The organism is Streptosporangium sp. NPDC053982 (assembly GCF_055585205.1).
Genome location: NZ_JBVJKQ010000002.1, coordinates 520,151 through 544,917, shown reverse-complemented (window position 1 = coordinate 544,917; position 24,767 = coordinate 520,151). Strand labels below are relative to the sequence as shown.

The following is a 24,767-nucleotide window of genomic DNA, read 5'->3' as shown; positions in this document are numbered from 1 at the left end:
GTGAAGCAGATGACCCCGCCCGACTGGGTGGTCGAGGAATGGGTGGCCAACTGGTACCGCGCCCTCGACCGGCACGACGACATCGAGCGGCTCTGGTACTACCTCGCCGGCGACGAGGACCTCGTCATGGTCTTCCCCGAGGCCACCGCCCGCGGGCACGACGACTTCCGCAAGTGGTACGAGACCGTCACCAACCGCTTCTTCGACGAGCAGCACCGGGTCACCTCGGTGAAGGTCGGCGCGTGGCGGGACGGCGCGGCCACCCTCCAGGTCGTCGTGAACTGGCAGGCCCGCGTCTGGAACCCGCCGGCGCCCACCAGCCTCTGGATCGGCTTCGACGCCTACCAGACCTGGGAGGTCACCGCCGACGGGCCCGATCACCCGCGGATCAGGAAGTACGTCGTGGACCGTCTGGAGCCGATGCCGGGGAGTGCCGAGCTGTGAGCACACGAGAGACGATCGACCTTTACTACGAGTACGCCAACGCCGGCGACTGGTCGAGCTGGTGCGACCTGTTCACCGAGAAGGCCGTGGTCGACGAGCAGCTCGCCGGCCGCCTGGAGGGCCAGGACACCCTGCGCGAGGCCGTCGCCGGCTTCCCCGCGATGTACCGCTCGTTCAGGAACGTCCCCCGCCACGTCGTCGTCGACGGCGACCAGGCGGGCGTGGTGTCCCACCTGAGCGCGGTCACCGCCGGCGGCGAGCCCATCGAGGCCGAGGTCATGAACTACTTCCGGCTGGAGGACGGCCGGATCTCCTACATGGCCAACTTCCACGACACGCTGCCCTTCCGCGGGCCCCTCGGGATGGAGGGCTGATGGCGGAGGAGGAGTTCGACTACGTCGTCGTCGGCGCGGGGGCGGCCGGCTCGGTGCTGACCCGCCGCCTGGTGGAGTCGGGCGCGGGCTCGGTGCTGCTGCTGGAGGCTGGCGGGAGCTGGATCCCCTCCGGGGTGGACGCCGCGCCGCTGTGGTTCACGCTGCTCGGCTCGGACATCGACTGGGACTACCGCAGCGTGCCCCAGCCGGGACTGGGCGGGCGCAGCACCCACGAGCCGCGCGGCAAGGTCGTCGGCGGCAGCAGCAACTTCTACATCATGATGCACATCCGCGGCCACCAGTCGGACTTCGACAACTGGGCCTACCAGGGCGCCGCGGGCTGGTCGTACGCCGACGTCCTGCCGTACTTCCAGCGCCTGGAGGACCAGGAGGACAAGACCTGGGAGGGCACCGGCAGCGGCGGCCCGCAGACCGTCACCAACGCCGGCCTGCACGACCCCAACCCCTACTCCCGGACCTTCCTCGACGCCTGCGCCGAGCTGGGCCACCCGATCATCCCCGACTTCAACGGGCCCGCCATGGCGGGCGCGGGCTGGCACCACATCAACGCCGAGGGGGGCCGCCGCCGGGGCGCGATGCACTGCTTCGTCGAGCCGATCCTCAACGACGGGCGGCTGACCCTGCGGGCCCGCGCACGGGCCACCGGCCTGCTCTTCGAGGGCGAGCGGTGCACGGGCGTGGAGTACGTCCAGGAGGCGCCGGCCCCGGAGAGCGGCGAGGGCCGCAGGCTCACCGGGCGCGCGCTCGACGAGTCCGGCGGCACCGGCCCGCGAAGGGTCCGCGCCCGCCGCGAGGTCATCGTGTGCGCCGGGGCGATCGAGTCCCCCAAGCTCCTGATGCTCTCCGGCATCGGCGACCCCGGCCACCTGCGCGAGGCCGGCGTCGAGGTGCGCCTCCCGCTGCCCGGCGTCGGGGCGAACTTCCACAACCACGTGCTCACCGGCGTCATCCGGGAGACGAGGGAGGCGGTCCCGCCGGGGGCGAACAACCTGTCCGAGGCCGCGCTGTTCACCTTCTCGCAGAGCGGCCTGCCCGCCCCCGACCTGCAGATCGCGTTCGTCCACGTGCCCTTCGACATCATCGTCGGGCAGAGCCACCCCAACGCGGTCAGCATCCTGCCGGGCGTCGTACGGCCCGCCTCGCGCGGCTGGGTCCGGCTGGCCTCCGCCGACCCGTTCGCGCCGCCCCTGGTCAACCCCAACTACCTGGGCGACCGCTCCGACGTCGACCGGCTGGTCCAGGGCGTCGAGCTGGCCAGGGAGATCTTCGCGACCCGCGCCTTCGGCGAGGTCCTCGGCGACGAGCTCCTGCCCGGCCCGGCGACGGCCGACCGGGAGGCGCTCACCGCGTTCGTCCGCGAGCGCGCCGACACCTACCACCACCAGGTCGGCTCGTGCCGCATGGGGAGCGACGACGACGCCGTCGTGGACCCCAGGCTGCGGGTGCGCGGCGTCGAGGGGCTGCGCGTCGCCGACGCGAGCGTGATGCCGGCGGTGACCTCGGGCAACACCCACGCCGCGATCCAGATGATCGCCGAGCGGTGCGCCGACTTCATTCTGGGAGGTTCCCGTGGCTGACCTGCGCGGGGCGCGCGTCGCGGTCCTGATGGAGAGCGACTACTACGAGCCCGAGATCTTCTACTACCAGCGCCGCTTCGCCGAGGAGGGCATCCGCCTCGACCTGCTGACCCGGCTGTGGGGACAGCAGGAGATCACCTTCACCGGCCACGAGTACCGGGCGCCGCTGACGGTGAACGGGTCGCTGGAGGGACTGGACGACGACGCGCTGCGCTCCTACGACGCGATCGTCGTGCCGTCGGGCATGGTCGCCGACCGGCTCCGCTTCAGCGAGAAGCCGCTCGACCCGTCCCCGGCGACCGAGCTGATGCGGCGGGCGTTCGCCCTGCCCGAGGTGCTCAAGGGCGTCATCTGCCACGGCATGTGGCTGCTGGCCAAGGCGCCGGAGACGGTCCGCGGACGCCCCGTCACCTGCCACAACAACCTGGTCGGCGACGTGCTGAACATGGGCGCCGAATACCGCGACGAGGACGTCGTGGTCGACGGGGACCTCGTCACCGGCCGCAGCGGCGCCCACTGCCACCTGTTCGCGCGCGCCCTGCTCGGCGAGCTGGCGGCGCGCAGGAGCGGGGAGCGAGCCGTATGAGGTGGTCGCGCACGGACCTCACGGAGCGCCGCATGAGGTGGTCGCGCACGGACCCGCGGAGGACCGCATGAGGTGGTCTCACACCGCGCTGAACTGCAACGACGTGGACGTGACCGCCGAGTTCTACTGCCGGTGGTTCGGCTTCGCCCGCGCGGCCGACTTCCCCGTGGGCGACTCCAAGATCCTCTTCCTCCGCAAGGGCGACGTCTACCTGGAGCTGTTCCAGGCCGGGGACGGCGCGCCCGGCGGCGACGGGCCGACCGCGGCCGGCACGCTGCGGCACATCGCCCTGCAGACCGACGACATCGACGAGGCCCTGGCCGGGATGGGCCCGCAGGCCCAGGTGTCGCTGGGCCCGCTGTGCTTCGACGACTTCATCCCTGGCTGGCGCACGGTGTGGGTGAAGGACCCCGACGGCACGGTCGTGGAGATAACGCAAGGTTTCAAGGACCAGACTTCCGAAGGCGGAGCAGATGCCGAGTGACGTGAGCTTCCGGTTCAGCGACCTGATCGCGGGCAGGGTCACCACCCCCATGGACGACAAGGGGACGTTCGGGCTCGTCACGGCCGACGGCCGCGAGTTCGACGTCACCGTGGACGACACCACCTCCGCGGAGGTGCTGCGCAACCTCGAATACCCCTACCTCGACGCCTCCGACCACCGCGACGACATGATCAGGCCGGGTCAGGACCTCTTCGCCTACGGCGTGCACGCCCCGCAGGACCGCGGCTGGGAGTTCGACGCCAAGCGGCTGGTCTTCGTGGGCCGCCGGCCCGGCGAGTACCGCTTCGAGGAGCCGGACTGGTGGATCCACCAGCTCGACCGGATCGCCGCCTTCTACCGCAAGGCGCAGTTCGGCTCCGGCCCCGTCGACTACCGCGACTACCGCACCGTCCTGCGGCTCGACGGGCGCAAGACGTCGAGCCACGTGCAGGAGACCGACACCATCTCCCGCCTGGTGTACGGCATGGCCTCGGCGTACATGCTCACCGGCAAGGACGACTATCTCGACACCGCCGAGCGCGGCGTGGACTACCTGCGCGAGCACATGCGGTTCGCCGACCCCATGCACGACGTCACCTACTGGTACCACGGCATCGAGGTGCAGGAGGACCGGCCGGAGAAGAAGCTCTTCACCTCGGAGTTCTCCGACGACTACGACGCGATCCCGATGTACGAGCAGATCTACGCGCTGGCCGGGCCGACGCAGACCTACCGGGTCAACGGGGACCCGGCGATCCTGCGCGACGCCGAGGGCACGATCAGGCTGTTCGAGAACCACTTCCGCGACACCAAGGGCGGCGGCTACTTCAGCCACATCGACCCGATCTTCATGGACCCGCGGCACCCCTCCATCGCGCCCAACGACGCCAGGAAGAACTGGAACTCGGTCGGCGACCACGCGCCCGCCTACCTGATCAACCTCTACCTCGCGACGGGCCGCGAGGAGTACGCCGACTTCCTGGAGCGCACGTTCGACACGATCGCCGAGCACTTCCCCGAGGACGACTACAGCCCGTTCGTCCAGGAACGTTTCAACGAGGACTGGAGCCCCGACCGCGGCCACACCTGGCAGCAGGACCGCGCGGTCGTCGGCCACAACCTCAAGATCGCATGGAACCTCATGCGGATGAACTCCCTGCGGAGCAAGAAGGACTACCGGGAGCTGGCCGAGCGGATCGCCCGGCGCATGCCCGAGGTCGGCAGCGACCAGCAGCGCGGCGGCTGGTACGACGTCGTGGAACGGACCAAGGCCGCCGGCGACCGGTGGCACCGGTTCGCCTGGCACGACCGCAAGGCCTGGTGGCAGCAGGAGCAGGCGATCCTCGCCTACCTCATCCTGTCCGGCGTCACCGGCGACCGGGACTTCCTCCAGGAGGCCCGGCGCGCCTCCGCCTTCTACAACACCTTCTTCCTCGACCACGACGAGGGAGCCGTCTACTTCAACGTGCTCGCCGACGGCATGCCGTACCTCCTCGGGACCGAGCGGTTCAAGGGCAGCCACTCGATGAGCATGTACCACTCCTCCGAGCTGTGCTACCTGGCCACCGTCTACACGAACCTCCTCGTCGAGAAGGAACCGCTCAACCTGTGGTTCAAGCCCGTGCCGGGCGCCTTCCCCGACCGCACGCTGCGCGTCGCCCCCGACCTGCTGCCGCAGGGTTCGATCCGGATCGAGTCCGTGGAGGTCGACGGGAACCCGTACCACCGGTTCGACGCCGAGGAGCTCCAGGTGGACCTCCCCGACACGCAGGATCGGCTTCCGATCCGCGTCACCCTGACCCCCGTGTCCGAGAAGTAAGGACGAGAGACGAGATGCCCACGCGAACACTCGACGTCACGGTCTCGAAAGAGGGCGAGCTTGCGGTGGTCGCACTCACCGGCGACCTGGACAGCAGGACGGCCCCCGTGGTCCAGGAACATGTCGGCAGGGCGCTGGCCGAGCACCGGCTGCTGGCGCTCGACCTGTCGAACCTGCGCTACATGTCCAGCGCCGGCCTGAGAGTCATGCTGCTGTCCTACCGGCAGGCGCAGTGCGCCAGCGGCCAGATGGCCGTGGTGGGACTGTCGGAGGAACTCCGGATGCTCATGAGCGCCGTCGGCTTCCTCAACTTCTTCACCGTCGCCGAGGACCTCGGCAAGGCGGCCGAACTGCTGACGGAGACACCATGACCAGTCCGATGCTGGACCGGATCGACTCCTACCCCACCCACCGCATCTCCGGGTTCCCCGTACGGCACGGCAACCCCCTGCTGCCCGGAGCGACCTTCCTGCACGGCGGGGTGAACTTCGCCGTCTGCTCCGAGAACGCCACCGCGGTCAGCCTGGTGCTCTACCACCACGGTGAGCGCGAGCCGTACGCCGAGCTGCCGATCCCCGACTCCTTCCGCACCGGGCACATCTGGGCGCTCATCGTCTACGACCTGGACGGCCTGGACGACCTGGAGTACGGCTTCCGCTGCAAGGGGCCGGCCGGCGAGCCGGAGCGGGTCCTGTCCGACCCCTACGCCAAGCTCGTGGTGGGCCGGGAGGTCTGGGGCCGGGAGCCCGACTGGTCCGAGCCCTACCAGCACAGGTCGCGGCTGATGTTCCACGACTTCGACTGGGGTGAGGACGTCGCGCCGCGCATCCCCCGCGAGGAGCTCATCATCTACGAGGCGCACGTCCGCGGGTTCACCCGGCACCCCAGCTCCGGGGTGAGCGCGCCGGGGACGTACGCGGGGCTGCGAGAGAAGCTCCCCTACCTGAAGTCGCTCGGCGTCAACGCCATCGAGCTCATGCCGATCTTCGAGTTCGACGAGTTCGAGAACAGCCGGATCAACGCGGAGACCGGCGAGCGGCTGTACAACTTCTGGGGCTACTCCACCGTCTCCTTCTACGCCCCGAAGTCCGGCTACGCCGCCAGCGGCAAGTACGGCATGGCCGGCGACGAGCTGAAGGCGCTGGTCCGCGAGTGTCACAGCAACGGCATCGAGGTGATCCTCGACGTGGTCTTCAACCACACCGCCGAGGGCAACCACGACGGACCGACGATCTCGTTCAAGGGACTGGACAACGACGTCTGGTACATGATGACCCCCGAGGGGTACTACTACAACTTCAGCGGCACCGGCAACACGATGAACTGCAACCACCCGGTGGTCCGCAAGTTCGTCCTCGACTGCCTGCGCTACTGGGCCGTCGAGTACCGCATCGACGGCTTCCGCTTCGACCTCGCGGCCATCCTGTCCAGGGACGTGGACGGCACCCCGCTGCCCAACCCGCCGATCCTTCAGGAGCTGGCCTTCGACCCGGTGCTGCGCGGCTGCGTACTCATCGCCGAGGCGTGGGACGCGGCGGGCCTGTACGAGGTCGGGTCCTTCCCCAACTACCACCGCTGGTCGGAGTGGAACGGCCGCTACCGCGACACCATCCGCCGGTTCGTCAAGGGCGACACCGGCGTGGCGGGGGAGATGGCCACCCGCTACGTCGGTTCCCCCGACCTCTACGCCGGGCGGGCGACGGCCGCGTCGATCAACTTCGTCACCGCGCACGACGGCTTCACCCTCTACGACCTGGTCTCCTACAACGAGAAGCACAACGAGGCCAACGGAGAGGACAACCGGGACGGCGCGAACGACAACAACAGCTGGAACTGCGGCGCCGAGGGCGAGACCGACGACAAGGAGATCAACGACCTGCGGCGCCGCCAGGTCAAGAACTTCCTCGCGCTGCTGCTCACCAGCCAGGGCATCCCCATGATCCTGGCCGGGGACGAGCGGGGCCGCACGCAGTGGGGCAACAACAACGCCTACTGCCACGACAGCGACCTGAGCTGGGTCGACTGGACGCCCAACCCGCTCACCGACGAGCTGGTGAGGTTCACCGGCGACCTCGCCAGGTTCCGCGCGGCCCACCCGGCCGTCCGCACGGCCGAGCACCCGACGGGCCGCGAGGTACGGCCGGGCCTGCCGGAGATCAGCTGGCACGGGGTGACCGCCTACGCGCCCGACTGGTCGGAAGGCAGCCGGCTGATGGCCGTCATGCGCTGCGCCCCGCTGGGCGACGCCGTCGACTGCGTGTACGTCGTGGCGAACGCGCACTGGGAGCAGCACGACGTCGAGCTGCCCCTGCTGCCGGACGGCGCGCTGTGGCGCCTGGCCGCCGACACCGGGGCGGTCGACTGCAGTTTCCCGCTGGGAGAGGAGCCGGCCCTGGACGACCAGCACGTCCTGCGCGTCGGACCCCGCTCGACGGTCGTGCTCTGCGCGCAGACCGTGTGACGAACCGGATGACAGGGGATACGAGATGTTCCAGGCAGATCTGATCACCAGTGGCGACACCGTCACCATCCAGATGAGCGGCGACCTCGACGCGCTGTCCGCGCCGAGCTTCCACGAGATCCTCCAGCAGGTGGCGACCCGCTCGCCCAAGAAGCTGTGCCTGGCGATGCACGGCCTCTCCTACATATCCTCCGCGGGGGTGCGGGGGCTCGTCTTCGCCCGGCAGAAGATGGGCGACGACATGGAGGTGATCGTCGAGGGCGCCAACGAGAACGTCGCCGAGACCATCCGGATGACGGGATTACAGCACGCCATCACGATCCGAGAGTCGTTCTCCGCCTGACCCGCCGCCCGCATGGAGACACTACGGGTGCCCGCGACCGTCGCCTCGCTGGCGGCGGTCGCGGAGTTCGTCGGCGGCGCCGTGTCCGTCGCCGGCCTGGGCGACAAGGACGCCTACCGGTTGCGGCTCGCCGTCGACGAACTGATCACCAACGTCATCACGCACGGCTACCCGCCCGCCTCGGCGGGTGAGATCGAACTGCACTCCTCGGTCAGCGACGGCTGGGTGCTGTTCCTCATCGTCGACTTCGGGACGGAGTTCGACCCGACGTCCGGACACCGTCCGATCCCCGTCGTCGACCCCGACGACCTGCCCGTGGGAGGGTTCGGTTTGAGCCTCGCCAGGATGAGCGCCGACCGGCTCATCTACGAGCGCGTCGGAGAGCTGAACCGGACGATCGTCGTCGTCCGCCGCTCCGGTCGCGACCTGGTCGCCCACGACGACCGCCGGGCGCCATGGATGAGCTGACGCTCCTGATCGTGGGAGGACCCGAGGAGGGCGCCGACGGCGCGACGCACGAGCTGACCGGCGCGCTGGCCGGGTGCGGCAACCGCCCGGTGCTCTCCTCGGGTCCCGAGGTCCTCGCGGGGGCGCACGACGCCCTCGAACCGGACCTCCTGCTGCTGCACGCCTCGCTGACCGCGCAGGAGGTGGCGCTGGTCGGCCAGAAGTGGCAGCACCTGCGCACACCTCCGGGGGTGCTGCTGTTCTGCGGGCCCGACCACGTCCCGCTGGACGCGCACCTGGGCCACGAGCTGGGCTTCCTCGTCCCGCCGTTCACCCCGGCGCTGGTCCGCAACCGGCTCGAACGCGAGCACCAGCGCAGGCTGCTGGTCCGCACCGCCGCCGAGCTCGGTCCCTTCCCCGCCTTCAGCTTCCTCCAGCAGGACCGCGACCTGAAGATCGGCAGGCAGATCCAGCAGGGGTTCCTGCCGCCGGAGCTGCCCTGCCCCGACGGCTGGGAGGTGGCGGCGGGGTTCGAGCCCGCCCGGGAGGTCTCCGGCGACTTCTACGACGGGTTCTCCATGGCCAACGGGCGGCGGACGGCGTTCCTGGTCGCCGACGTCTGCGACAAGGGCATCGGGGCCGCCCTGTTCATGGCGCTGGTGCGCACCCTGCTGCGGTTCTCGGCGCAGAACCCGTGGGCGGGCGGGGCCCTGGCGCCGTTCCTGCTGCCCAGCCAGCAGGTCTTCCTCAGCTCGCCCAGCATCGGCGCCCTGCCGTTGCTGTCCACCGTGCACGCCGCCAACGGCTACCTCACCGCCAACCACCTCCAGCAGGCGTATTTCGTCACGCTGTTCTTCTGCGTGACCGACCCGGGCTCCGGCCGGCTCCTCTACATCAACGCCGGGCACAACCCGCCGATCCTGCTGCGCGGCTCCGGGGGGCACCGGCTGCTCCGGACGACGGGGCCGGCCGTCGGGCTCTGGCCCGACGCCGCCTTCACCATCGCCGGCGTCACCCTCGGGCCGTCCGACACGCTCTTCCTCTACACCGACGGCGTCACCGAGGCGAGGAACGGAGAAGGGGAGCTGTTCGGCCTGCCCCGCCTGGTGCGGCTGCTGAGCGGCATGCCCGGCGCCGGGGCGGCCGACATGGTCGGCGGGACCCTCGCGGAGGTCCAGGCGCACACCGGCCGGGCGCCGCAGTCGGACGACATCACCATGCTGGCGCTGCGGAGGCGCCGGTGACGGGGATGCGGATCGTGAGCGTCTCCTCCTCGTACGGGGGGACGGGGAAGACCACGCTGGCGGTGAACATCGGGGCCGCGGCGGCGCGGAGCGGCCTGCGGGTGTCCATCGTGGACACCGCCATGCAGTCGCCCGGCCTGGCCGACGCGCTCGGCGTGCCGGCGACGTGGTCGCTGGCGGACTACCTGTGCGGCGACTGCGACATCGCGCGCGCGGCCCACCACCTGCCGACGGGGGCGGCCGGGGGCGAGGGCGCGCTGTTCGCCGTGGCCGCGATCCGCGGTCCCCAGGACGCGGCCGGCGCGCTGGTCGGAGGCTATGACCCCGGCCTGCTCGTGGAGGGGTGCCGGCGGCTGGTCGACGCGCTCGACCTCGACCTGCTCCTGCTGGACACCCCCGCCGGGCTGACCACGGAGGCGGTGGTCTGCGCCGGCATCGCCGACGTCAGCCTGCACGTGGACCGGATCCGCGGCAGGCCGCCCCTGCGGCTGTCGCCCTCGTTCCTGGTGGTCAACATGGTGCCCGTGTCGTTGGCCGAGCCCGGCATCCTGAACGAGGCCCGGTCGGTCCACGGGGACGTGCCCATGGCGGTCCTGCCGTACTCCCCGGAGCTCGCGGAGTTCGCGCTCGCCGGCGACGGGGAGGCGTTCGTCACCGCCCACCCCGAGCACGGGCTGTCCTCCCGGATCCGGGCGCTCACGCGGGCGCTGACCGGGCAGCGGCTTCCCTGAAAAAAGATTCACATCATTTGTTCATCCGGTTGTCACCGTCCGTGTCATGGACGGCGAACCGGTTCTGTTCTGCATTTCCCGGAGAATAAGGCCGGGCCGGTTCTCCGTCCGCAAGAGGGCCCAAAACAACGGAGCGCCACCCTTCTCCGGTCGCGGTGACAATCGGTGATCGATTTAGAAAATTTTTCGCGCTTCTCGACACGGACAGACCGCAGATGTACTTTGATCTGTGGCCGATCCGGCATCGGCAAGACGCACCAAAGGGCACGGAAGGGGTCACGGGTGCCGTCAACAAAACAGGGGCAAAGCCGGCTTGGATCATCGTCCCATATCGCCCCCCTGGTAAGGGAGGAGATCTTGGAGGAGTTCTGCAGAGAACTTCTGGGCTCACTGAGCCGGCGAGATCAGCGCAGGTGGGGGTGGATGTATATCCGAGGACTTCTCGTCTCCGACGGGCGGAAATCAATGCGCAGCATAGCCGCCACCTGTCGCCAGCCCGCCTCCCAGCAGAACCTCCAGCAGTTCGTCAGCAACTCCACCTGGCAATGGATGGAAGTCCGCCGTCGGCTGGCGAGGATTATCTGCGGAAATCTCAAGGTCTCCTCGTGGGTCATCTCACCGCTTGTCATTCCCAAGGCGGGCAGCAATACCGTCGGAGTTGACACACAGTTTGTCTCTCATTTAGGAAAATCTGTCAACTGTCAGCGCGCGCTCGGCATATGGCTGGCGCAGCCCGGGATGAGCTGCCCGATGGACTGGCATCTCGTCCTGCCGCCGAGTTGGGCCGACGACGCCTTCCGGCGCCGTTCCGCCGCCATTCCGTCGGATGTCAAGAGCGGCTCACCTTGGGGGATAGGTCTTGACGCGCTTGTCACGATCATCAACGACTGGGGGCTGCCGGTGCGGCCCGTCGTCCTGGACGCCCGCGAGGCCGACGCCGCGGAGGCGATCGCCGAGCTCCACCGGCTGCGCATCCCGTTCATCGTCCGGGTGAACCGCGCGACCCGGTTCACCCGCACGGGATGGGGCGACGGCCGGCGGCACGAGGAGACCGGGCAGTCGGCCGAGTCCCTGGCCAGGTACCTCAAGGAACAACGCAGGGTGGTTCAGTGGCAGGACACCGAGCAGAACGCGAACCAGGGGGTGCTGGCCGCCGCGATGCACGTCGACGTGCCCGGCGCCGAGACGGAGCCGGACCCCTCCGTCTCCCCTTTCGCGCCGGTCAGCACCGACCTGCCGCCGGGACGGCGGGCGTTCGTCCTCATCGCGGAGTGGCGCGACTCGGTCCAGGGCAGGCCCAGCTTCTGGGTGTCCAACCTCACCCGCATGTCGGTGCCGTCCCTCCTGGCCTGCGCCAACCTGGGCCGCCAGGTCTACCGGGACCAGGAGCGCATCAGCAGGCTCGTCGGCCTGTACGACTTCGAGGGCAGGTCGTTCGGCGGCTGGCACCGGCACGTCACCCTCGTGTCGGCCGCGCACGCCTTCATCGTCCTGAACCGGCTGCACACGCTGCTGGGCGAGACCCCCCGGGCCGGAGGCGCCGCCACGACAAGGAACGTGAAATCTCCTTGGCAGGAGACCTGACTCATCTCCTGACAAGAGACCTGACTTGAGGATCGAGGTCACTTGATGACGCACGACAGGCTGAGCGCGCTGCTGCGGGAGGCGTCCCGCCTCGAACACGACATCCGGAGCGGGAAGGGACCGGATCTCGGCGAGGACGTCGCACGGCGACTGCGCGACAGCGTGATCACCCCCTTACGGAGGACCGTGGGCGGGGACGGCGGGCCGGGCGGCTCGGGCGACGGTGGCTCGGGCGACGGTGTGCGCGCGGGCGGCGGCGGTGTGGACGGCGGCGGGGCGGGGGGCGATGGCGGCGGCGCGGGCGAGGGCGCCGGCGGCACGCCCTCGGAACGGCTGTGGATCCTCACCCTGGCGGCGACCGAGGAGCGGGCACGGGCCGCGGGGGAGGCGGACGCCGGGCTACAGGAGGCGACCGCCGCGCTCCAGGCGCTCTCCCTCCTGACCGCCGCCGGAAGCGGGGGCGGGGACGGAGGCGGGAACGGAGGCGGGGGCGGGGGCGGAGGCGGGGGCGGCGCGGGAAGCGGCACCGGAGCCGACGCCGCAGCCGAGCGCCTGGCGGAGCTGCGCCGCCTGATGGCCGGGGTCGAGAGCGGGATCGAGGTGGCCGAGGACGGCCCCTACCTCGCGGCCAACGTCACCCTCTACTCCTGGCTGGGAGAGAGGATCGCCACGTGCCCCCAGGTCGCCCTGTGCCGGTGCGGCACGTCGGAGACCAAGCCCCTGTGCGACGGGAGCCACTCCCGGATCGGCTTCTCCGGCGCCAAGGACCCCAAGCGGGTGCCCGACCGCCAGGACTCCTACCCCGGCGTCGGCGTGACCGTGCTGGACAACCGGGGGATCTGCGCCCACTCGGGCTTCTGCACCGACCGGATCTCCTCGGTGTTCCGGCTCGGCCAGGAGCCCTTCGTCGCGCCCAGCGGCGGGCGGGTGGACGAGATCATCGCGGCGGTGCGCGCCTGCCCGTCGGGCGCGCTGGGCCTCTCGATCGACGGCCAGGAGGCACGCGAGGTGGCCGACCCGGTCAGGGAACCGGCCGTCGAGGTGTCCAAGGACGGGCCGTACCGCGTCACCGGGGGCGTCCGCCTGACCGGTGAGGGCGGCGCCGCCGTACCGCGCAACCAGGGCGCCTCGCTGGAGCACTACAGCCTCTGCCGGTGCGGGCACTCGCTCAACAAGCCGTTCTGCAGCGGCATGCACTGGAACACCTCGTTCAAGGACCCGGTGCCGGACCCCGACGCCGAGGTCACGCTGTTCGAGTGGGCAGGGGGGCTGCCCGCGCTCACCCGGATGACCCGGCTGTTCTACGGGAAACTCGTCCCCGAGGACCCGCTGATCGGCCCGCTGTTCGCGAGCATGTCACCCGACCACCCGGTCAGGGTCGCCAAATGGCTCGGCGAGGTCTTCGGCGGCCCGCGCGCCTACAGCGAGGGGTACGGCGGGTACGAGCGGATGATCTCCCAGCACGTGGGGAGGTGCCTCACCGAGGACCAGCGGGCGCGCTGGGTGGCGCTCATGTGCCGGGCCGCGGACCAGGCGGGGGTGCCGCAGGACGCCGAGTTCCGCGCCGCCTTCGTCGCCTACCTGGAGTGGGGGTCGCGGATCGCGCTGGAGAACTCCCAGCAGCAGGCGCAACCGCCCGCGCACATGCCGGTGCCCCGCTGGTGGTGGGTGTGCGACGCCACGCCGGGAGCCCGCGTCTCGGCCCTCGCCGTACAGGAGGAGAAGGAGCCGGTGGCGCTGCCCGCCGACGGCGAGGCGGTCTCCTACGGTTCCCACATCAAGTCCCTGTTCCGGCCGCAGGACCGCAACGCCATGCGGTTCGCGTTCGACCTGTGGTCCTGTGAGGACGTGCGGACGCACGCGGAGGAGATCCTGAAGCGGCTGCGCGGCGGGACCATGCCGTGCGACGGGGCGTGGCCGGCCGAGTGGGTCACCGCCTTCGAGCGGTGGGTCGAGACCGGCATGGCCGAGTAGGTTCCGTTCTCCGGCCCCCTGGACGCCCCGCACGGCGGAGATCCACGGAGTGGAACCCGGGGGCGCCGCTCCGGCGGGCGCGTCCCCGCGGCCCGGGAGAGGGTCCGCGGGGACGCGCCTCGTCCCGGAGCCGGCCCGGCACCCCGAGCGAAAGGCACGGGCGCGCCTCGACGAGGGGGCCGGCTCTCAGCCGCTCGCCCTGGCGATGACCTCCTCCGCCGTGAGCGGGGCCCTGGGGTGGTGGGTCAGGCACATCGGGACCCGCGTCTTGCTGAACGCCCTCCCCTCGGGGGCCAGGTAGAACTGGCCCGCCGTCAGGCGGGAGACGTCGGTGACCTGCCCGCCCTTGGTCCGCGCCATCTCCTTGGCCGCCTCGATCTGGGCGGGGGCGTTGAGCAGGCCGAAGAACTGGGTCGCCGCGTTCCCCGGGACCTGGTTGTGCAGCCCCTTGGGCGCCTGGGTGGCGAACACCAGCCCGAGCCCGTACTTGCGCGCCTGGGCGGCCAGCACCAGCGTGCTCCGCGTGCAGGGGGTCATCGCGCCCGACGGCGCGAAGGTCTGGGCCTCGTCCATCACGAACAGCCCGCCCAGCGGGCGGTCCCCGGCCGGGTGCCTCCTGATCCAGGCGAACAGCGCCAGCTGCAGCTGGTTGACGAACCCCTGCCGCTGTTCGTCCGACTGCAGGCCGACGAAGCTGATCACCGACACACGCGCCCGTCTGCCGGGCGGCGGGGTGAGCAGGACGCCGGGATCGGCCGGGGTCCCGGCGCCGGCGAACAGCGGGTCGTTGACCATCGCGGCCCTCAGCGTCTGGGCCAGGCCGGCGGCGATGCGCCCGGCGTCGCCGAGCCCGCTCACCCCGTCGGGCAGGTCTGCCAGCAACTCGACGAGACCCGGCAGGCCCTGACCGCCCGCGCGCCCGTAGTGCGCGACGGCCTCCCGGAGGACGGCCTGCCCGATCAGGGCCCCTTTCGCCTTGGAGTCGAGCTTGGCACGCGGCACGAGGGAGGAGACGGCCGCGTCCACCGCGGCGGTGAACTCGTCGGCGTCCCCGGCGACGGCCGCGAGGTCGGGGAGGGGCTGGAAGCTGAGCGGCCGTCCGGCGACCCGGCCCGGCGTCCAGACGACGACGTCGGTGGCGGCGAGGTACTCCGCCGCCTTCTCCGCGTCCCCGGGGCCCCACCGCTCCGGCGGCTCCGGCCAGCCGTCCCCGAGCCGCGCCAGGTCGTTGTTCGGGTCGAGCACGATCGCAGAGACGCCCTGGAGCGCGCACTCCTCGACCAGGCGGCGGATGAGGACGGTCTTGCCCGAGCCGGAACCGGCGAAGACCACCGCGTGCTTCCTGAGCGCCTCCAGTTCGATCCCGACGGGCCGTCCCCCGAGGACGGCGACCCCGAGCGGGATGTACGGCACGCCGGCCCCGGCCCCGGCCCCGGCCCCTGGGACCATGCTCCCGCCTACGGGTCCGTCGGCCGCGGTGACCGTCGCGGGGGCGGTGGCCGTCACGGGGACGGTGGCCGTGAAGCCGGTCGCGGGCCCGGCGGCCGCGGCGACTGGCACGCGAGCGGTCGGATCTCCGATGGCCGGAGTCTCGACGATCACGGATTCCGGGACTCCGGGACCGGCGGTCACGAGGGCCGGGGACATGGGGCCGGTGGTCATGGGGCCGGTGGTCATGGGGCCGGTGGTCACGGGAGCCGGGGCCGGTGGACCGGTGTGCGCGGGCGCCGTCCCGGCGTCGTCCAGGGCCTCGGCCAGCAGCCCCACCTCCCGGGCCGGTCGCCGGGCGGCGAGCCAGGCCCGCAGGTCCGGCGGGTTCTCCGCGTACAGCTCCCGCAGCGCGGCCAGGATCCTGAGATCCTCCTCGTCCACGTCCAGCACCATGCCGCCCGCCCGCTCGAACTCGGCGAGCGCGGCGACCGTACGGGGCCCCTTCGACCAGGGGATCCCGCGCAGCACGAACAGCCGCCTGCGGGGGACCTCCGCGGTCAGCCCGGCCATCACGGCGGCGGCGCGCAGGCGGCTCAGCGCGGCCACCGGGTGGGGGGCGGCGATGGCGCGGAACGCCCAGTGCGCCTCGTCCTCGGTCTCCTCGTCCAGGGTGAGCCGGAGGCGGGCGTGCAGCGGCGGCCTCTTGCTGGGCGGCGGATCGACGCTGAACCGTCGCCCGGCGTCACCGAGCCCGTCGATCCACGCCGACAACCCCGCCGCGAGCAGCGCGGGCATCACCGCGTCCTCGACGTCGGCGTCCAGCGCGTCGAGGACATGAGCCTTCTGGCGCAGCTCGGCGAACCTGGCCTCGATGCCGGTGAAGTCGTGGCTCCGCCGTACGGGCTCCCGATGCGGAGTCCCGGTCCGGTCGAGCCGGTCCAGCTCGCGCACCTCCTGGTCGACCACGCACCCGGTGACGTGCTCGTCGATCCTGATCAGCAGCTGCCGGGGGGTGTACTCGCCGGCGTCGTCGAAGGCGGCCGGCCGTACGGGCCACGTCGGGTGGGGCGGGGTGAAATCGAGCTGGGCGAACCGGGCGGCGAACCGCTTCTCGACCAGGGCGCGGGCGGTGCCCGCGTCGGGCAGCGGCTTGAGGTCCGGCATCGGCCGGAAGCGGTCGCGGGCGGTGTCGGTGGCGTACTTCTCGATGAGGTCCCAGGTGTGCGGCAGGCAGGAGACGACGGTCAGGGTCCTGCGGGTGACCTCGCGCAGCGCCATCAGGCCGCCCGCCACCTGGTCCGCCACGATCAGGTCGCGCCAGTCGTGCACCGCCGTGCTGTCACCGGAGATCGCGGACTGCGCGACGAGGACGTCGATCTGGTCGACGGCGATGACGGACGGCCCGGTCAGCGCGAGGAGACGGGAGAGGTCCCTGACGATCTCCTGCGGCGTCTTCGGGAGCCGCCGGATGCCCCAGGCCGCCCGCCCGCCCGGCTCCTCCTCGGGCAGTGCCTGAAGGAACCCCTCGCCGACGTCCTGCGCGCGGTGGTCGGCGCCCGCGCGCAGGACGAGGGCGCGCAGGGTGTCCTTGGCGTCCTTGCCGACGTGCGGGTTGAACCGGCGCAGCGCGTCGGCGAAGGCGTCGAGGCTTCCGGGTGTCACCCCGCGGTTCCCGATCACCTCCCGCCGGACCCCGCGCGGCACGTCGGCCAGTTCGGTCAGCCGCCGCAGCAGGACCTTGAGCTGGCTCTCCCCCTCGTCACCGTCCCGTGAGAGGCCGTCCAGCATGGACAGCAGCGTGCTCTCCCAGAAGGTCCGCGCGTCCAGCAGGCCGACCAGGAAGAAGTAACCGCCCTCCCGCTGGATCCGCTCACGGACCCAGCCGAGCAGGTGGGTCTTGCCGGTGCCGCGCTGCCCCCGGAGGACCAGGCCGATCGGGCTGGTGGCGCCGCCGCGGACCACGTCGGCGAGCCCGCCGAGGATGCGGCGCTCCACCACCGGGTTCAGGGCCTCGACGTGGAAGGACGAGGGGCTCCAGACGTCCTCCGGCCCCTCGGCCCAGTTGAACCTGAGCGCCTGGAGGGCCTCCAGCTCCCGGCCGCTCATCGCGCCCCGATCGAGATGAGGTGCTTGTCCTGGTCGCCGATGACCACGGCCGCGGCCCTGTCCTCGGGGGTGAGCGTCTTCTGGTTGTTCTCCGGCACGATGCTGACCTCCGGCAGGTGGATCATCCCCTTGAGAGCGCGGTCCACCTCGTCCCGCGTGAACCCGCCGAGCAGCGGCCGCAGCCGCGCCAGGCCGACCCTCGCGCCGGGCCGGGGGGCGAGTTCGGCGTAGGCGGCGCGGATGCGTTCGGTGACGTCCGCCTCCCCGGCGGGAGGTCCGGCGCCGTCCGGTGCCTCCTCCAAGGGGCCGTCCTCGTCGCCGCCCGGGTAGAGGTCGCTGCCGGGGTGGAAGAAGTCGGCCGGCGCCTGCCCGGTCCGCGTCAGGAACCGGCTCAGCCCCGTCAGCAGGGCGCGGCACATCGCCCCGGCCGAGCCGCTGGGCAGCGGGATGCCCGCCTCGATCATCTCCCCCATCCGGGCCCAGCCGTGGTCGGTCAGGGTGTGGACGAAGGCGCGGCCCTGCTTGCGGCTCTCGACGAGCTTGAGGTCGTTCAGCTTCTTACGTGATTTCCCGTCGAGTTTGAGGCCGTAGCGCTCCTGGAGTTCGGGGTTGGAAATCCCCTCCGTCTCCGCCATCAGCACCACCAGCACCGCCATTTCCGGAAGCTGGAATTCTTTTTCGGTCATGTCCTCATCCTTCTGACGGGCCACGGCGGGCTTGGAGGAATTTCTTCAGCTCACGCAGTACGGAGGGCAGGTCGTTCATGACGCGGTCGTTGTCGAAACGCAGGACCGCGTAGCCGTCGCCGCGGAGCCGCGCGTCCCGCGCCCGGTCCCGGGCGCGGTTCTCCGGACCGCGGTGCTCCGGGCCGTCGAGCTCGACGACGCAGCGCTCCGCCCGCCACAGCAGGTCCACCCGGATGGGGTTGAGCAGCGGCCCCGGCTGGTACGTCTGGTTCCAGGCCCGCCCCGCGGCCCAGGCGCAGGAGCCGAGCGCCCGTTCCAGCGCGGACTCCACCGTGCTGCCCGGGTGCGGCCGCCCCTCGGCGGAGGATCCGGCCGGTCGCGCGGGCCGTACGGGCGCCTCCCCCGGACCGTGGAACGGGGAGAGGCCCGGAGCCGACACGGACCGCGCGGGTGGTGTGGGCCGTACGACAGGCGCGGATCGTACGGACGGCGCGGGTGATGTGTCCCATGACGGGTACGGTCCCCGGTCCACGGTCACCGCCGGGACCCTGCCCGGGGACCCGGGGCTCGCCCCGGTGATCCAGAACCCCAGGTCACCATGACGGATGAGCCATTCCCCGGCTTCCACCAACCTCTCCTCCCCGGCGAGGGAGAGCCGTTCGGGGACCCGGACGAGGACCGCCGTGCGCGGACGCCCGAAGCTCGCGGCGTACGCCAGGGCCAGACCGGCGGCGCGCACCTCGGCGGGCGTCCGGTGAGGATTTCGGAACGTTCCATCGATCAGAGAACGCGCGGCGAGATCGGCCAGGAAGGGGACGAGAGCGCGCCTGCCGGACGCCATCCGCCCGGCGAGCTCCCGTACGGCGAGCACCGCGGCGCCTCCCGCGCCGCCCACGCCCTCGGCGCCGGGCGGCCAGGCCGGGAAGAGGGCGACGACGGCCCGCTCAAGCTCGTCGAGGACGGCGCCGACGATCTCACTCGCGGTTCGCGCCTCGTCGACGAAACGACCGGCCCGTTCCCCACCGGGAAAACGACCGGTCCGTTCCCGCTCGGGGAAACGGGCGGTCTCGGGGAAACGGGTGATCCGTTCCCCGTCGGCGGCGCAGGTGATCCGTGCCTGGTCGGCGGAACAGGTGAGAACGGCGGGAAGTCCTTCGGGGAGCGCGTCCGCCGCCACCTCCACGGGCGCGGAATCCATCCGGCGCACCCGGACGACATGTCGCATCGGCACTTCGGTCCACGACTGCGCCACGCCGTTTTCCTTTGACATATGGACGCTTCGACCTTGCCGAGGTTAAGGGAGCGAACACGGTTACGCATGCGTTTTCAGTGAATTGTCACGGAAATTCCGCAGGTTCCGCTTCTGCGGTCCGGTGGCCGGCTCTCACGCCCCATGACCGGCGCCCCCGCCCGCGGAACCGCACCGCGCCGTGTCGTCCGTACCGGCGAGCCGGGGTGACCGTCACGGACGGCGTACGGGAAACCGTGCGTCCGTGAGAAGGCGGGCGTACGGTGAACCCATGCCGAAGGCACGCCTTTCCGGTGCGGAGGCCACCATGCTGGCCACGCTGTACTGCAGGGCCCTGGACGCCCGGTCGCCGCGTCCGATGCTGGGCGACACGCTGGCCGTGGCGGCCCTGCGGGAGATCGAGTTCGACCCCGCCGACACAGGGGTCCGCCGCGGTGACCACGTCACCATCGCGCTCCGGGGCAGGTTCCTCGACTCCTGGACCCGCGACTTCCTCGCCGGCCACCCCGAGGCGACCGTGCTGCACCTCGGTTGCGGCCTGGACAGCCGGGTGCACCGCGTCGATCCCGGTCCGGGCGTGCGGTGGTACGACGTGGACCGGCCCGCCGTGATCGATCTCAAGCGGGACCTCTATCCCACGCGCGACGGCTACGAGCTGGTGGCCGCGTCCGTGACGGACCCCGCCTGGCTCGCGGAGGTGCCCGCCGACCGTCCGGTCCTCGTCGTCGCCGAAGGCCTGACCATGTATCTGGAGGAGGACGAGGGCCGGGCGCTCTTCCGGCGCGTCGTGGACCGCTTCCCCTCCGGACGGTTCGTCTTCGACGGCTTCAGCAGGCTCGGCGTCCGGATGCAGCGGGCCAACCGGATCGTCCGGAAGGCCGGGGCCACCCTCCACTGGGGCATCGACGGCTGCGCGGAGCTGGAGACGATCGCTCCGGGCCTGCGGTGCACGATGTCCATGAGTGTCTTCGACGACCCCGGATACACCGGGCTGAGCCGGGGATACCGGGCGCTCGTGGCGTCGGCCCGGCTCCTGCCCGTGATGCGGCGGATGTCGGTCTACTACCGGCTGGACTTCTGAAGGGCGGCTCCTCGGGTGCGGATTCCCAGGTGAAGCTCCCCGGCTACGGCGTGGCCAGGGCCTCCGTCGGGGAGAGGCGGGAGGCGCGAACCGCCGGATAGAGGCCTGCCAGCGCGCCGATGACCAGCGTCGCCGCCAGGCCGCCGGCCACCGTCCAGGCCGGGACCACCGCCGGCCAGCCCCGGTACAGCGCGTAGCCCGCGGTGACGCCGGCCCCGATCAGCGCTCCGCCCGCCCCGCCCAGCACGGACAGCAACAGCGACTCGGTGAGGAACTGCGTGCGGATCTGGCCGCGGGTCGCGCCGAGAGCACGCCGCAGCCCGATCTCCGCACGCCGTTCCAGCACCGAGATGACCATGGTGTTGGCCACCCCGACCCCGCCGACGAGCAGCGCGACCGCGCCGACCCCCAGCAGGAGCCCGGCGAACGCCTGACCGGCGACCTGTTTGGCGACGAGTGCGTCGGAGGGCCGGGAGACGTCGATCTCGTTGGGCGCCCGCGGGTTCGCCGTGGCGGCCAGCACCGCGCTGACATCCTTCAGCCCCGACTCCGCCGAACGGGTGTAGAGGATCGTGGGGTGGCCGTCGAAATCGAGCGCCGACTCCGCCGCCGGCCAGCCGACGAGCGCCGCGCTGTCCAGTTCGGCGGCGAGCGGCACCGGGTCGAGGACGCCGACGACCGTGAACCGCACGCCCCCGATGACCACCTGGGTGTCCGGTCCCGCCCCGGCGACCCCGAGCCGCCTGGCCGCGGTCGCCCCGAGCACCACGGCCGGATGGCGCTGGGTGGCCTCGTTCAGCCAGGTGCCGCTGCGCACCGTCGCGCCCACCGTCGTGAGCAGGTCGAGGCGGGAGGCGTAGGCGGAGATCCCGCCCGTCTGCGCCTCGGGGATCTCCTCGCTCCGGTAGACCTTGGCGGTATCGACATATCCGGCCGCGGAGACCGACTCCACCGGCCCGATCCGCTCGACCATCGCCTCGGCGTCCAGGGGCATCTCGGCCTCCTCTCCCAGGAGGGTCCGTCCCGCCGAGACGGTGAGCAGGTTGGTGCCCAGCGCCGAGAGGCGGCTGTCCAACTCGGCTCCCGACGACGACGAGATGCCGACCACGCCGATCATCGCCGCGATGCCGATGGCGATGCCGAGCGCCGACAGCAGCGCCCGCGCCGGGCGGGTGCGCAGTCCGACCGCGCCGACCCGCGCCACGTCACCGGGCCGCATCCTGGCCGGGACCGGACCGGGCCGCTCCACAGGGCCGGAGCCGGGGCGGGCCGCGTGGCCAGAGCCGGGCCGCTCCACGCGGCCGGGGGCGGGAGCCATCATCACATCGCCCCCGATCCGGCGTGCCGCCGCCCCGGACCGGCCCCACGACCCGCGTCACCGCCCGTACGGTGGCCCGAGCCCGAGCCCGTGTCCGAGTCCGAGTCCGTGTCCGTGTCCGTGTCCGTGTCCGTGTCCGTGTCCGTGTCCGTGTCCGTGTCCGTGTCCGTGTCCGTGTCCGTGTCCGTGTCCGTGTCCGGAACGGGGACGACCCGGCCGTCGCGCATCGGCACCCGCCGGGGCAGCGCGGCGGCGATCTCCCGGTCATGGGTGATGATCACGACGGTGGTACCGGAGGCGTTGAGCGCGCGCAGCAGCTCCATCACCCCGGTCCCCGAGACCGAGTCCAGCGCGCCCGTCGGCTCGTCGGCGAGCAGCAGCGGGGGATCCCCGGCCACGGCCCTGGCGATGGCGACGCGCTGCCGCTCGCCGCCGGACAGCTCGTGCGGCTCGTGGCCGAGGCGGTGCCCCAGCCCGACACGTTCCAGGGCGGCCGCGGCCCTGCGCCGCCGTTCGGCGCGGCGGAGTCCGCCGTAGAGGAGACCGTCGGCCACGTTGTCCAGCGCGGAGACCCCCGCGGCCAGATGGAAGTGCTGGAAGACGAAGCCGATCCCGGTCGCGCGCAGCGCGGCGAGCCGCCGGTCCGGCAGCCTCGACACGTCGTACCCGTCGATGCGCACCTCTCCGGAGGTGGGCCGGTCGAGCGTGCCGATGATGTTGAGCATCGTCGACTTGCCGGAGCCCGAGGGGCCGACGATGGCGACGAGCTCGCCGCGGGCGATCTCCAGGGACACCTCGGCCAGCGCCGTGACGCCGTCGGCGTAGGTCTTCGACACACCGGTCAGTGAGATCATTCCGGCATCCCCACGGTCATGCCCTCGGCGAGGCCCTCACCGGAGACCTCGACGCGGCCGCCGGCGAACAGCCCGGTCCGCACCGCGACGTGGCGGGAGACGGAGCCCTCGACCACCTCGACGCCGAAGCCGCCCTCGCGCAGCGCCACGAGCGCCGCGACGGGTACGGCGAGCACGTTCCTCCGCCGGGAGGCCGTGAAGGTCACGTCCACCGCCGCCCGGTCGAGCCCTTCGGCGGCCCGACGCCCGTCGAGGGAGACCAGCACCTCCAGCTCGGTCTCCGGCTCCGCGTCCCGCCCCTCCCCCGGGACGATGACCGTGGAGACCTCGGTGACCCGGCCGCCCACGGTGCCGCCGCCGGGCAGGGCGACCGACACCTTCGTCCTCTTCCTGGCCATCCGCTGGTCCTCCGCCTTCAGCCGCACCGTGACCACCTTGGCGGTGCCGGTGTGGGAGAGCACCTTCCGCCCGGGGGCGACGGGCTGGCCGGCCTGGACGTCCAGGCTCTCCACCCGGACCGCGGACGGGGCGAAGACCACCCGGCCCAGCTCGACCACGCCGGTCCCGGCGAGGCCGCGGTCCTCCTGCCAGCGCGTGACCGCGGCGGCGGTGGCGGAGGTGTACTCGTCGTCCACCGTGAAGCCGTCATAGCCCAGCGCCCTGAGGTTGCGTTTCAGGCTCTCGACGTCCGGTCCTTCGACGCCCGGCCGCAGATCGCGGTACGCCGGGGGCGAGCCGTACATCAGCACCACCGGGTCGTCGTCGATCCGGTACAGCGAGCGGCCCCGGGTGATCCGGGCTCCGCTGTCCGGGAGCCAGGTGACCGTGCCCGGCCTGCGGCTCACCACCGCGGTGGCGGGTCCGTAGCCGAGTTCGCCGTCGGCTTCGCGCGTTTCCTGGAGCGTCTCCCTGGTCACCACGGCGGTGGCCGGGGGGCGGGCGGCGGCCGCCGTACCGGTGGCGCCGCCTCCGCCGGGCCGGCCCGCGCCGTTCACGGCCACCGCGGCGCCGGCCAGGACGAGCCCGAGAACCGGCAGTACGGCGAGCCGCCCGCCCCGGCGGCGCGGCCGGGCGGCGGTGGTGGTCGCGCCCGGTCCCTCCCCGAGACCGGCGCCCGCGCCGGGCCCCTCGCCCGGGGCGGTGTCCGCGCCGGTCCCCTCCCGGAGAACGGTGTCCGCGCCCGGTTCCTCGCCGGTGGCGGTGGTCGCGCCCGGTCCGTCACCGGTGGCGGCCGTGTCCATCAGGAGCCGCCCGATTCCAGCTCGCACCTGCGCTGGGCGGCCGGGAAGTCGGGGTCCTCGGCGAGCTTCTTGTCGAGCCGTATGCCATCCCCCGGCTCGGGGTCGGGGAAGTCCGGAACACCGTTGTCCCGCATGCACCGCGCGAGCCGGCGCAGCTTCTCGGACGCGTCGGCGCCGGCCGCTCCGGTGCCGCCCGCCGGCTGGAACTCCCTGCACGCCTCCACGGCCTTCCTCACGGTCCCCCTGTCGCCCGCGTCGCCCCTGATCAGGACGGGCCTGCCGGGCTGGGGGTCCTCCATGGGGACGCCGTTCTCCCGCATGCACCGGGCGAACCTGACGTTCCGCTCGTCCTTCCCCATGGTGGGGGCGGCCTGGCGGGCGGCGGGCGCGTCGGTGGCGGCCGTGCCCCCGCCGTTCGCGGACGCCACTCCTGGACCGTCGTCGCCGTCCGCCGCGCAACCGGTGAGAGTCAGGGTGAGCGCCAGCGGGACCACCGCCAGCGCGCCGGGAAATCGCATGTCGTCCTCCTCGCCGGAGCCGGCGTCTCCGCGCCGGCCATCCGGGATGCCGGGTGTGTTGGGAACGTCCGCCTCCGGGGCGGAGCGTTCGACAGCAGATGCAACAGCGAGGCGCGTTTCCGGGCCGTTTCCATCGGCCCCGGGCGGCAGGCGTTAACGCCGAGCAAACATCGCGTGCGCCACCATCTCCCCCG

The 24,767-nt window shown here is 72.0% G+C and carries 22 protein-coding genes; 15 read left to right on the top strand and 7 right to left on the bottom strand.

Annotated elements, in window-relative coordinates; all coding sequences use genetic code 11:
- The 14 genes from ACZ6W9_RS05260 to ACZ6W9_RS05195 all read left to right on the top strand — a co-directional run bounded on the left by ACZ6W9_RS05260 (nucleotide 1) and on the right by ACZ6W9_RS05195 (nucleotide 14,089).
- Nucleotides 1-444, top strand: coding sequence for a nuclear transport factor 2 family protein (locus ACZ6W9_RS05260; RefSeq protein ID WP_389969633.1), 444 nt, complete (start codon nucleotides 1-3; stop codon nucleotides 442-444).
- Complete coding sequence (locus ACZ6W9_RS05255; RefSeq protein WP_389969635.1) at nucleotides 441-818, top strand: nuclear transport factor 2 family protein; 378 nt, start codon at nucleotides 441-443, stop codon at nucleotides 816-818. The genes ACZ6W9_RS05260 and ACZ6W9_RS05255 overlap by 4 nt, the downstream gene beginning before the upstream one ends.
- Entirely contained in the window at nucleotides 818-2,416 is a 1,599-nt protein-coding gene (locus ACZ6W9_RS05250) for a GMC family oxidoreductase (protein WP_470116759.1), read from the top strand. Before ACZ6W9_RS05255 ends, ACZ6W9_RS05250 begins: the two co-directional genes overlap by 1 nt.
- Nucleotides 2,409-3,002: a DJ-1/PfpI family protein gene (locus tag ACZ6W9_RS05245; RefSeq protein ID WP_389969639.1), complete on the top strand. Its 594-nt coding sequence runs from the start codon at nucleotides 2,409-2,411 to the stop codon at nucleotides 3,000-3,002. Before ACZ6W9_RS05250 ends, ACZ6W9_RS05245 begins: the two co-directional genes overlap by 8 nt.
- Nucleotides 3,003-3,069: 67 nt before the next feature.
- Nucleotides 3,070-3,486: a VOC family protein gene (locus tag ACZ6W9_RS05240; protein ID WP_389969641.1), complete on the top strand. Its 417-nt coding sequence runs from the start codon at nucleotides 3,070-3,072 to the stop codon at nucleotides 3,484-3,486.
- A complete protein-coding gene (locus ACZ6W9_RS05235; RefSeq protein ID WP_389969643.1) occupies nucleotides 3,476-5,305 on the top strand; it encodes an AGE family epimerase/isomerase in 1,830 nt (609 codons plus the stop codon). Before ACZ6W9_RS05240 ends, ACZ6W9_RS05235 begins: the two co-directional genes overlap by 11 nt.
- Before the next feature lie 14 nt (nucleotides 5,306-5,319).
- Entirely contained in the window at nucleotides 5,320-5,676 is a 357-nt protein-coding gene (locus ACZ6W9_RS05230; protein WP_179822198.1) for an STAS domain-containing protein, read from the top strand.
- Nucleotides 5,673-7,766, top strand: a complete 2,094-nt coding sequence (locus tag ACZ6W9_RS05225; protein WP_389969646.1) for a glycogen debranching protein — start codon at nucleotides 5,673-5,675, stop codon at nucleotides 7,764-7,766. Before ACZ6W9_RS05230 ends, ACZ6W9_RS05225 begins: the two co-directional genes overlap by 4 nt.
- A gap of 25 nt (nucleotides 7,767-7,791) precedes the next feature.
- Nucleotides 7,792-8,109, top strand: a complete 318-nt coding sequence (locus tag ACZ6W9_RS05220; protein WP_389969648.1) for an STAS domain-containing protein — start codon at nucleotides 7,792-7,794, stop codon at nucleotides 8,107-8,109.
- A gap of 27 nt (nucleotides 8,110-8,136) precedes the next feature.
- Nucleotides 8,137-8,577: an ATP-binding protein gene (locus tag ACZ6W9_RS05215; protein ID WP_362933771.1), complete on the top strand. Its 441-nt coding sequence runs from the start codon at nucleotides 8,137-8,139 to the stop codon at nucleotides 8,575-8,577.
- A complete protein-coding gene (locus ACZ6W9_RS05210; protein WP_389969650.1) occupies nucleotides 8,565-9,800 on the top strand; it encodes a PP2C family protein-serine/threonine phosphatase in 1,236 nt (411 codons plus the stop codon). Before ACZ6W9_RS05215 ends, ACZ6W9_RS05210 begins: the two co-directional genes overlap by 13 nt.
- Nucleotides 9,801-9,805: 5 nt before the next feature.
- Nucleotides 9,806-10,531, top strand: coding sequence for a MinD/ParA family ATP-binding protein (locus ACZ6W9_RS05205; protein WP_470116758.1), 726 nt, complete (start codon nucleotides 9,806-9,808; stop codon nucleotides 10,529-10,531).
- Between the two features lie 282 nt (nucleotides 10,532-10,813).
- Complete coding sequence (locus ACZ6W9_RS05200; protein ID WP_389969654.1) at nucleotides 10,814-12,115, top strand: IS701 family transposase; 1,302 nt, start codon at nucleotides 10,814-10,816, stop codon at nucleotides 12,113-12,115.
- A gap of 45 nt (nucleotides 12,116-12,160) precedes the next feature.
- Entirely contained in the window at nucleotides 12,161-14,089 is a 1,929-nt protein-coding gene (locus tag ACZ6W9_RS05195; RefSeq protein WP_389969655.1) for a CDGSH iron-sulfur domain-containing protein, read from the top strand.
- A gap of 186 nt (nucleotides 14,090-14,275) precedes the next feature.
- Here the strand turns inward: ACZ6W9_RS05195 and ACZ6W9_RS05190 are convergent, their stop codons facing one another.
- From ACZ6W9_RS05190 to ACZ6W9_RS05180, 3 genes are read right to left on the bottom strand one after another with little or no spacing between them, the layout of a single operon-like run.
- A complete protein-coding gene (locus ACZ6W9_RS05190) occupies nucleotides 14,276-17,626 on the bottom strand; it encodes an ATP-binding protein (RefSeq protein WP_470116757.1) in 3,351 nt (1,116 codons plus the stop codon).
- Nucleotides 17,623-18,312 (bottom strand): hypothetical protein, encoded by a 690-nt coding sequence (locus ACZ6W9_RS05185; protein ID WP_470116756.1) that lies wholly within the window; start codon nucleotides 18,310-18,312, stop codon nucleotides 17,623-17,625. Before ACZ6W9_RS05185 ends, ACZ6W9_RS05190 begins: the two co-directional genes overlap by 4 nt.
- A 4-nt stretch (nucleotides 18,313-18,316) precedes the next feature.
- On the bottom strand, nucleotides 18,317-19,510 hold the full coding sequence (locus tag ACZ6W9_RS05180) for a DUF559 domain-containing protein (RefSeq protein WP_470116755.1): 1,194 nt from the start codon (nucleotides 19,508-19,510) through the stop codon (nucleotides 18,317-18,319).
- Nucleotides 19,511-19,832: 322 nt separating this feature from the next.
- On the opposite strand from ACZ6W9_RS05180, the gene ACZ6W9_RS05175 reads away from it, so the two are divergent.
- On the top strand, nucleotides 19,833-20,642 hold the full coding sequence (locus tag ACZ6W9_RS05175; protein ID WP_389969662.1) for a class I SAM-dependent methyltransferase: 810 nt from the start codon (nucleotides 19,833-19,835) through the stop codon (nucleotides 20,640-20,642).
- A 43-nt stretch (nucleotides 20,643-20,685) separates the two neighbouring features.
- Here the strand turns inward: ACZ6W9_RS05175 and ACZ6W9_RS05170 are convergent, their stop codons facing one another.
- From ACZ6W9_RS05170 to ACZ6W9_RS05155, 4 genes are all read right to left on the bottom strand, one after another.
- A complete protein-coding gene (locus ACZ6W9_RS05170) occupies nucleotides 20,686-21,861 on the bottom strand; it encodes an ABC transporter permease (RefSeq protein WP_389969664.1) in 1,176 nt (391 codons plus the stop codon).
- A gap of 101 nt (nucleotides 21,862-21,962) precedes the next feature.
- A complete protein-coding gene (locus tag ACZ6W9_RS05165) occupies nucleotides 21,963-22,814 on the bottom strand; it encodes an ABC transporter ATP-binding protein (RefSeq protein WP_389969666.1) in 852 nt (283 codons plus the stop codon).
- Complete coding sequence (locus ACZ6W9_RS05160) at nucleotides 22,811-24,055, bottom strand: peptidoglycan-binding protein (RefSeq protein WP_470116754.1); 1,245 nt, start codon at nucleotides 24,053-24,055, stop codon at nucleotides 22,811-22,813. Before ACZ6W9_RS05160 ends, ACZ6W9_RS05165 begins: the two co-directional genes overlap by 4 nt.
- Nucleotides 24,055-24,573, bottom strand: coding sequence for a hypothetical protein (locus ACZ6W9_RS05155; RefSeq protein WP_389969670.1), 519 nt, complete (start codon nucleotides 24,571-24,573; stop codon nucleotides 24,055-24,057). The genes ACZ6W9_RS05160 and ACZ6W9_RS05155 overlap by 1 nt, the downstream gene beginning before the upstream one ends.
- Nucleotides 24,574-24,767 lie beyond the last annotated feature (194 nt).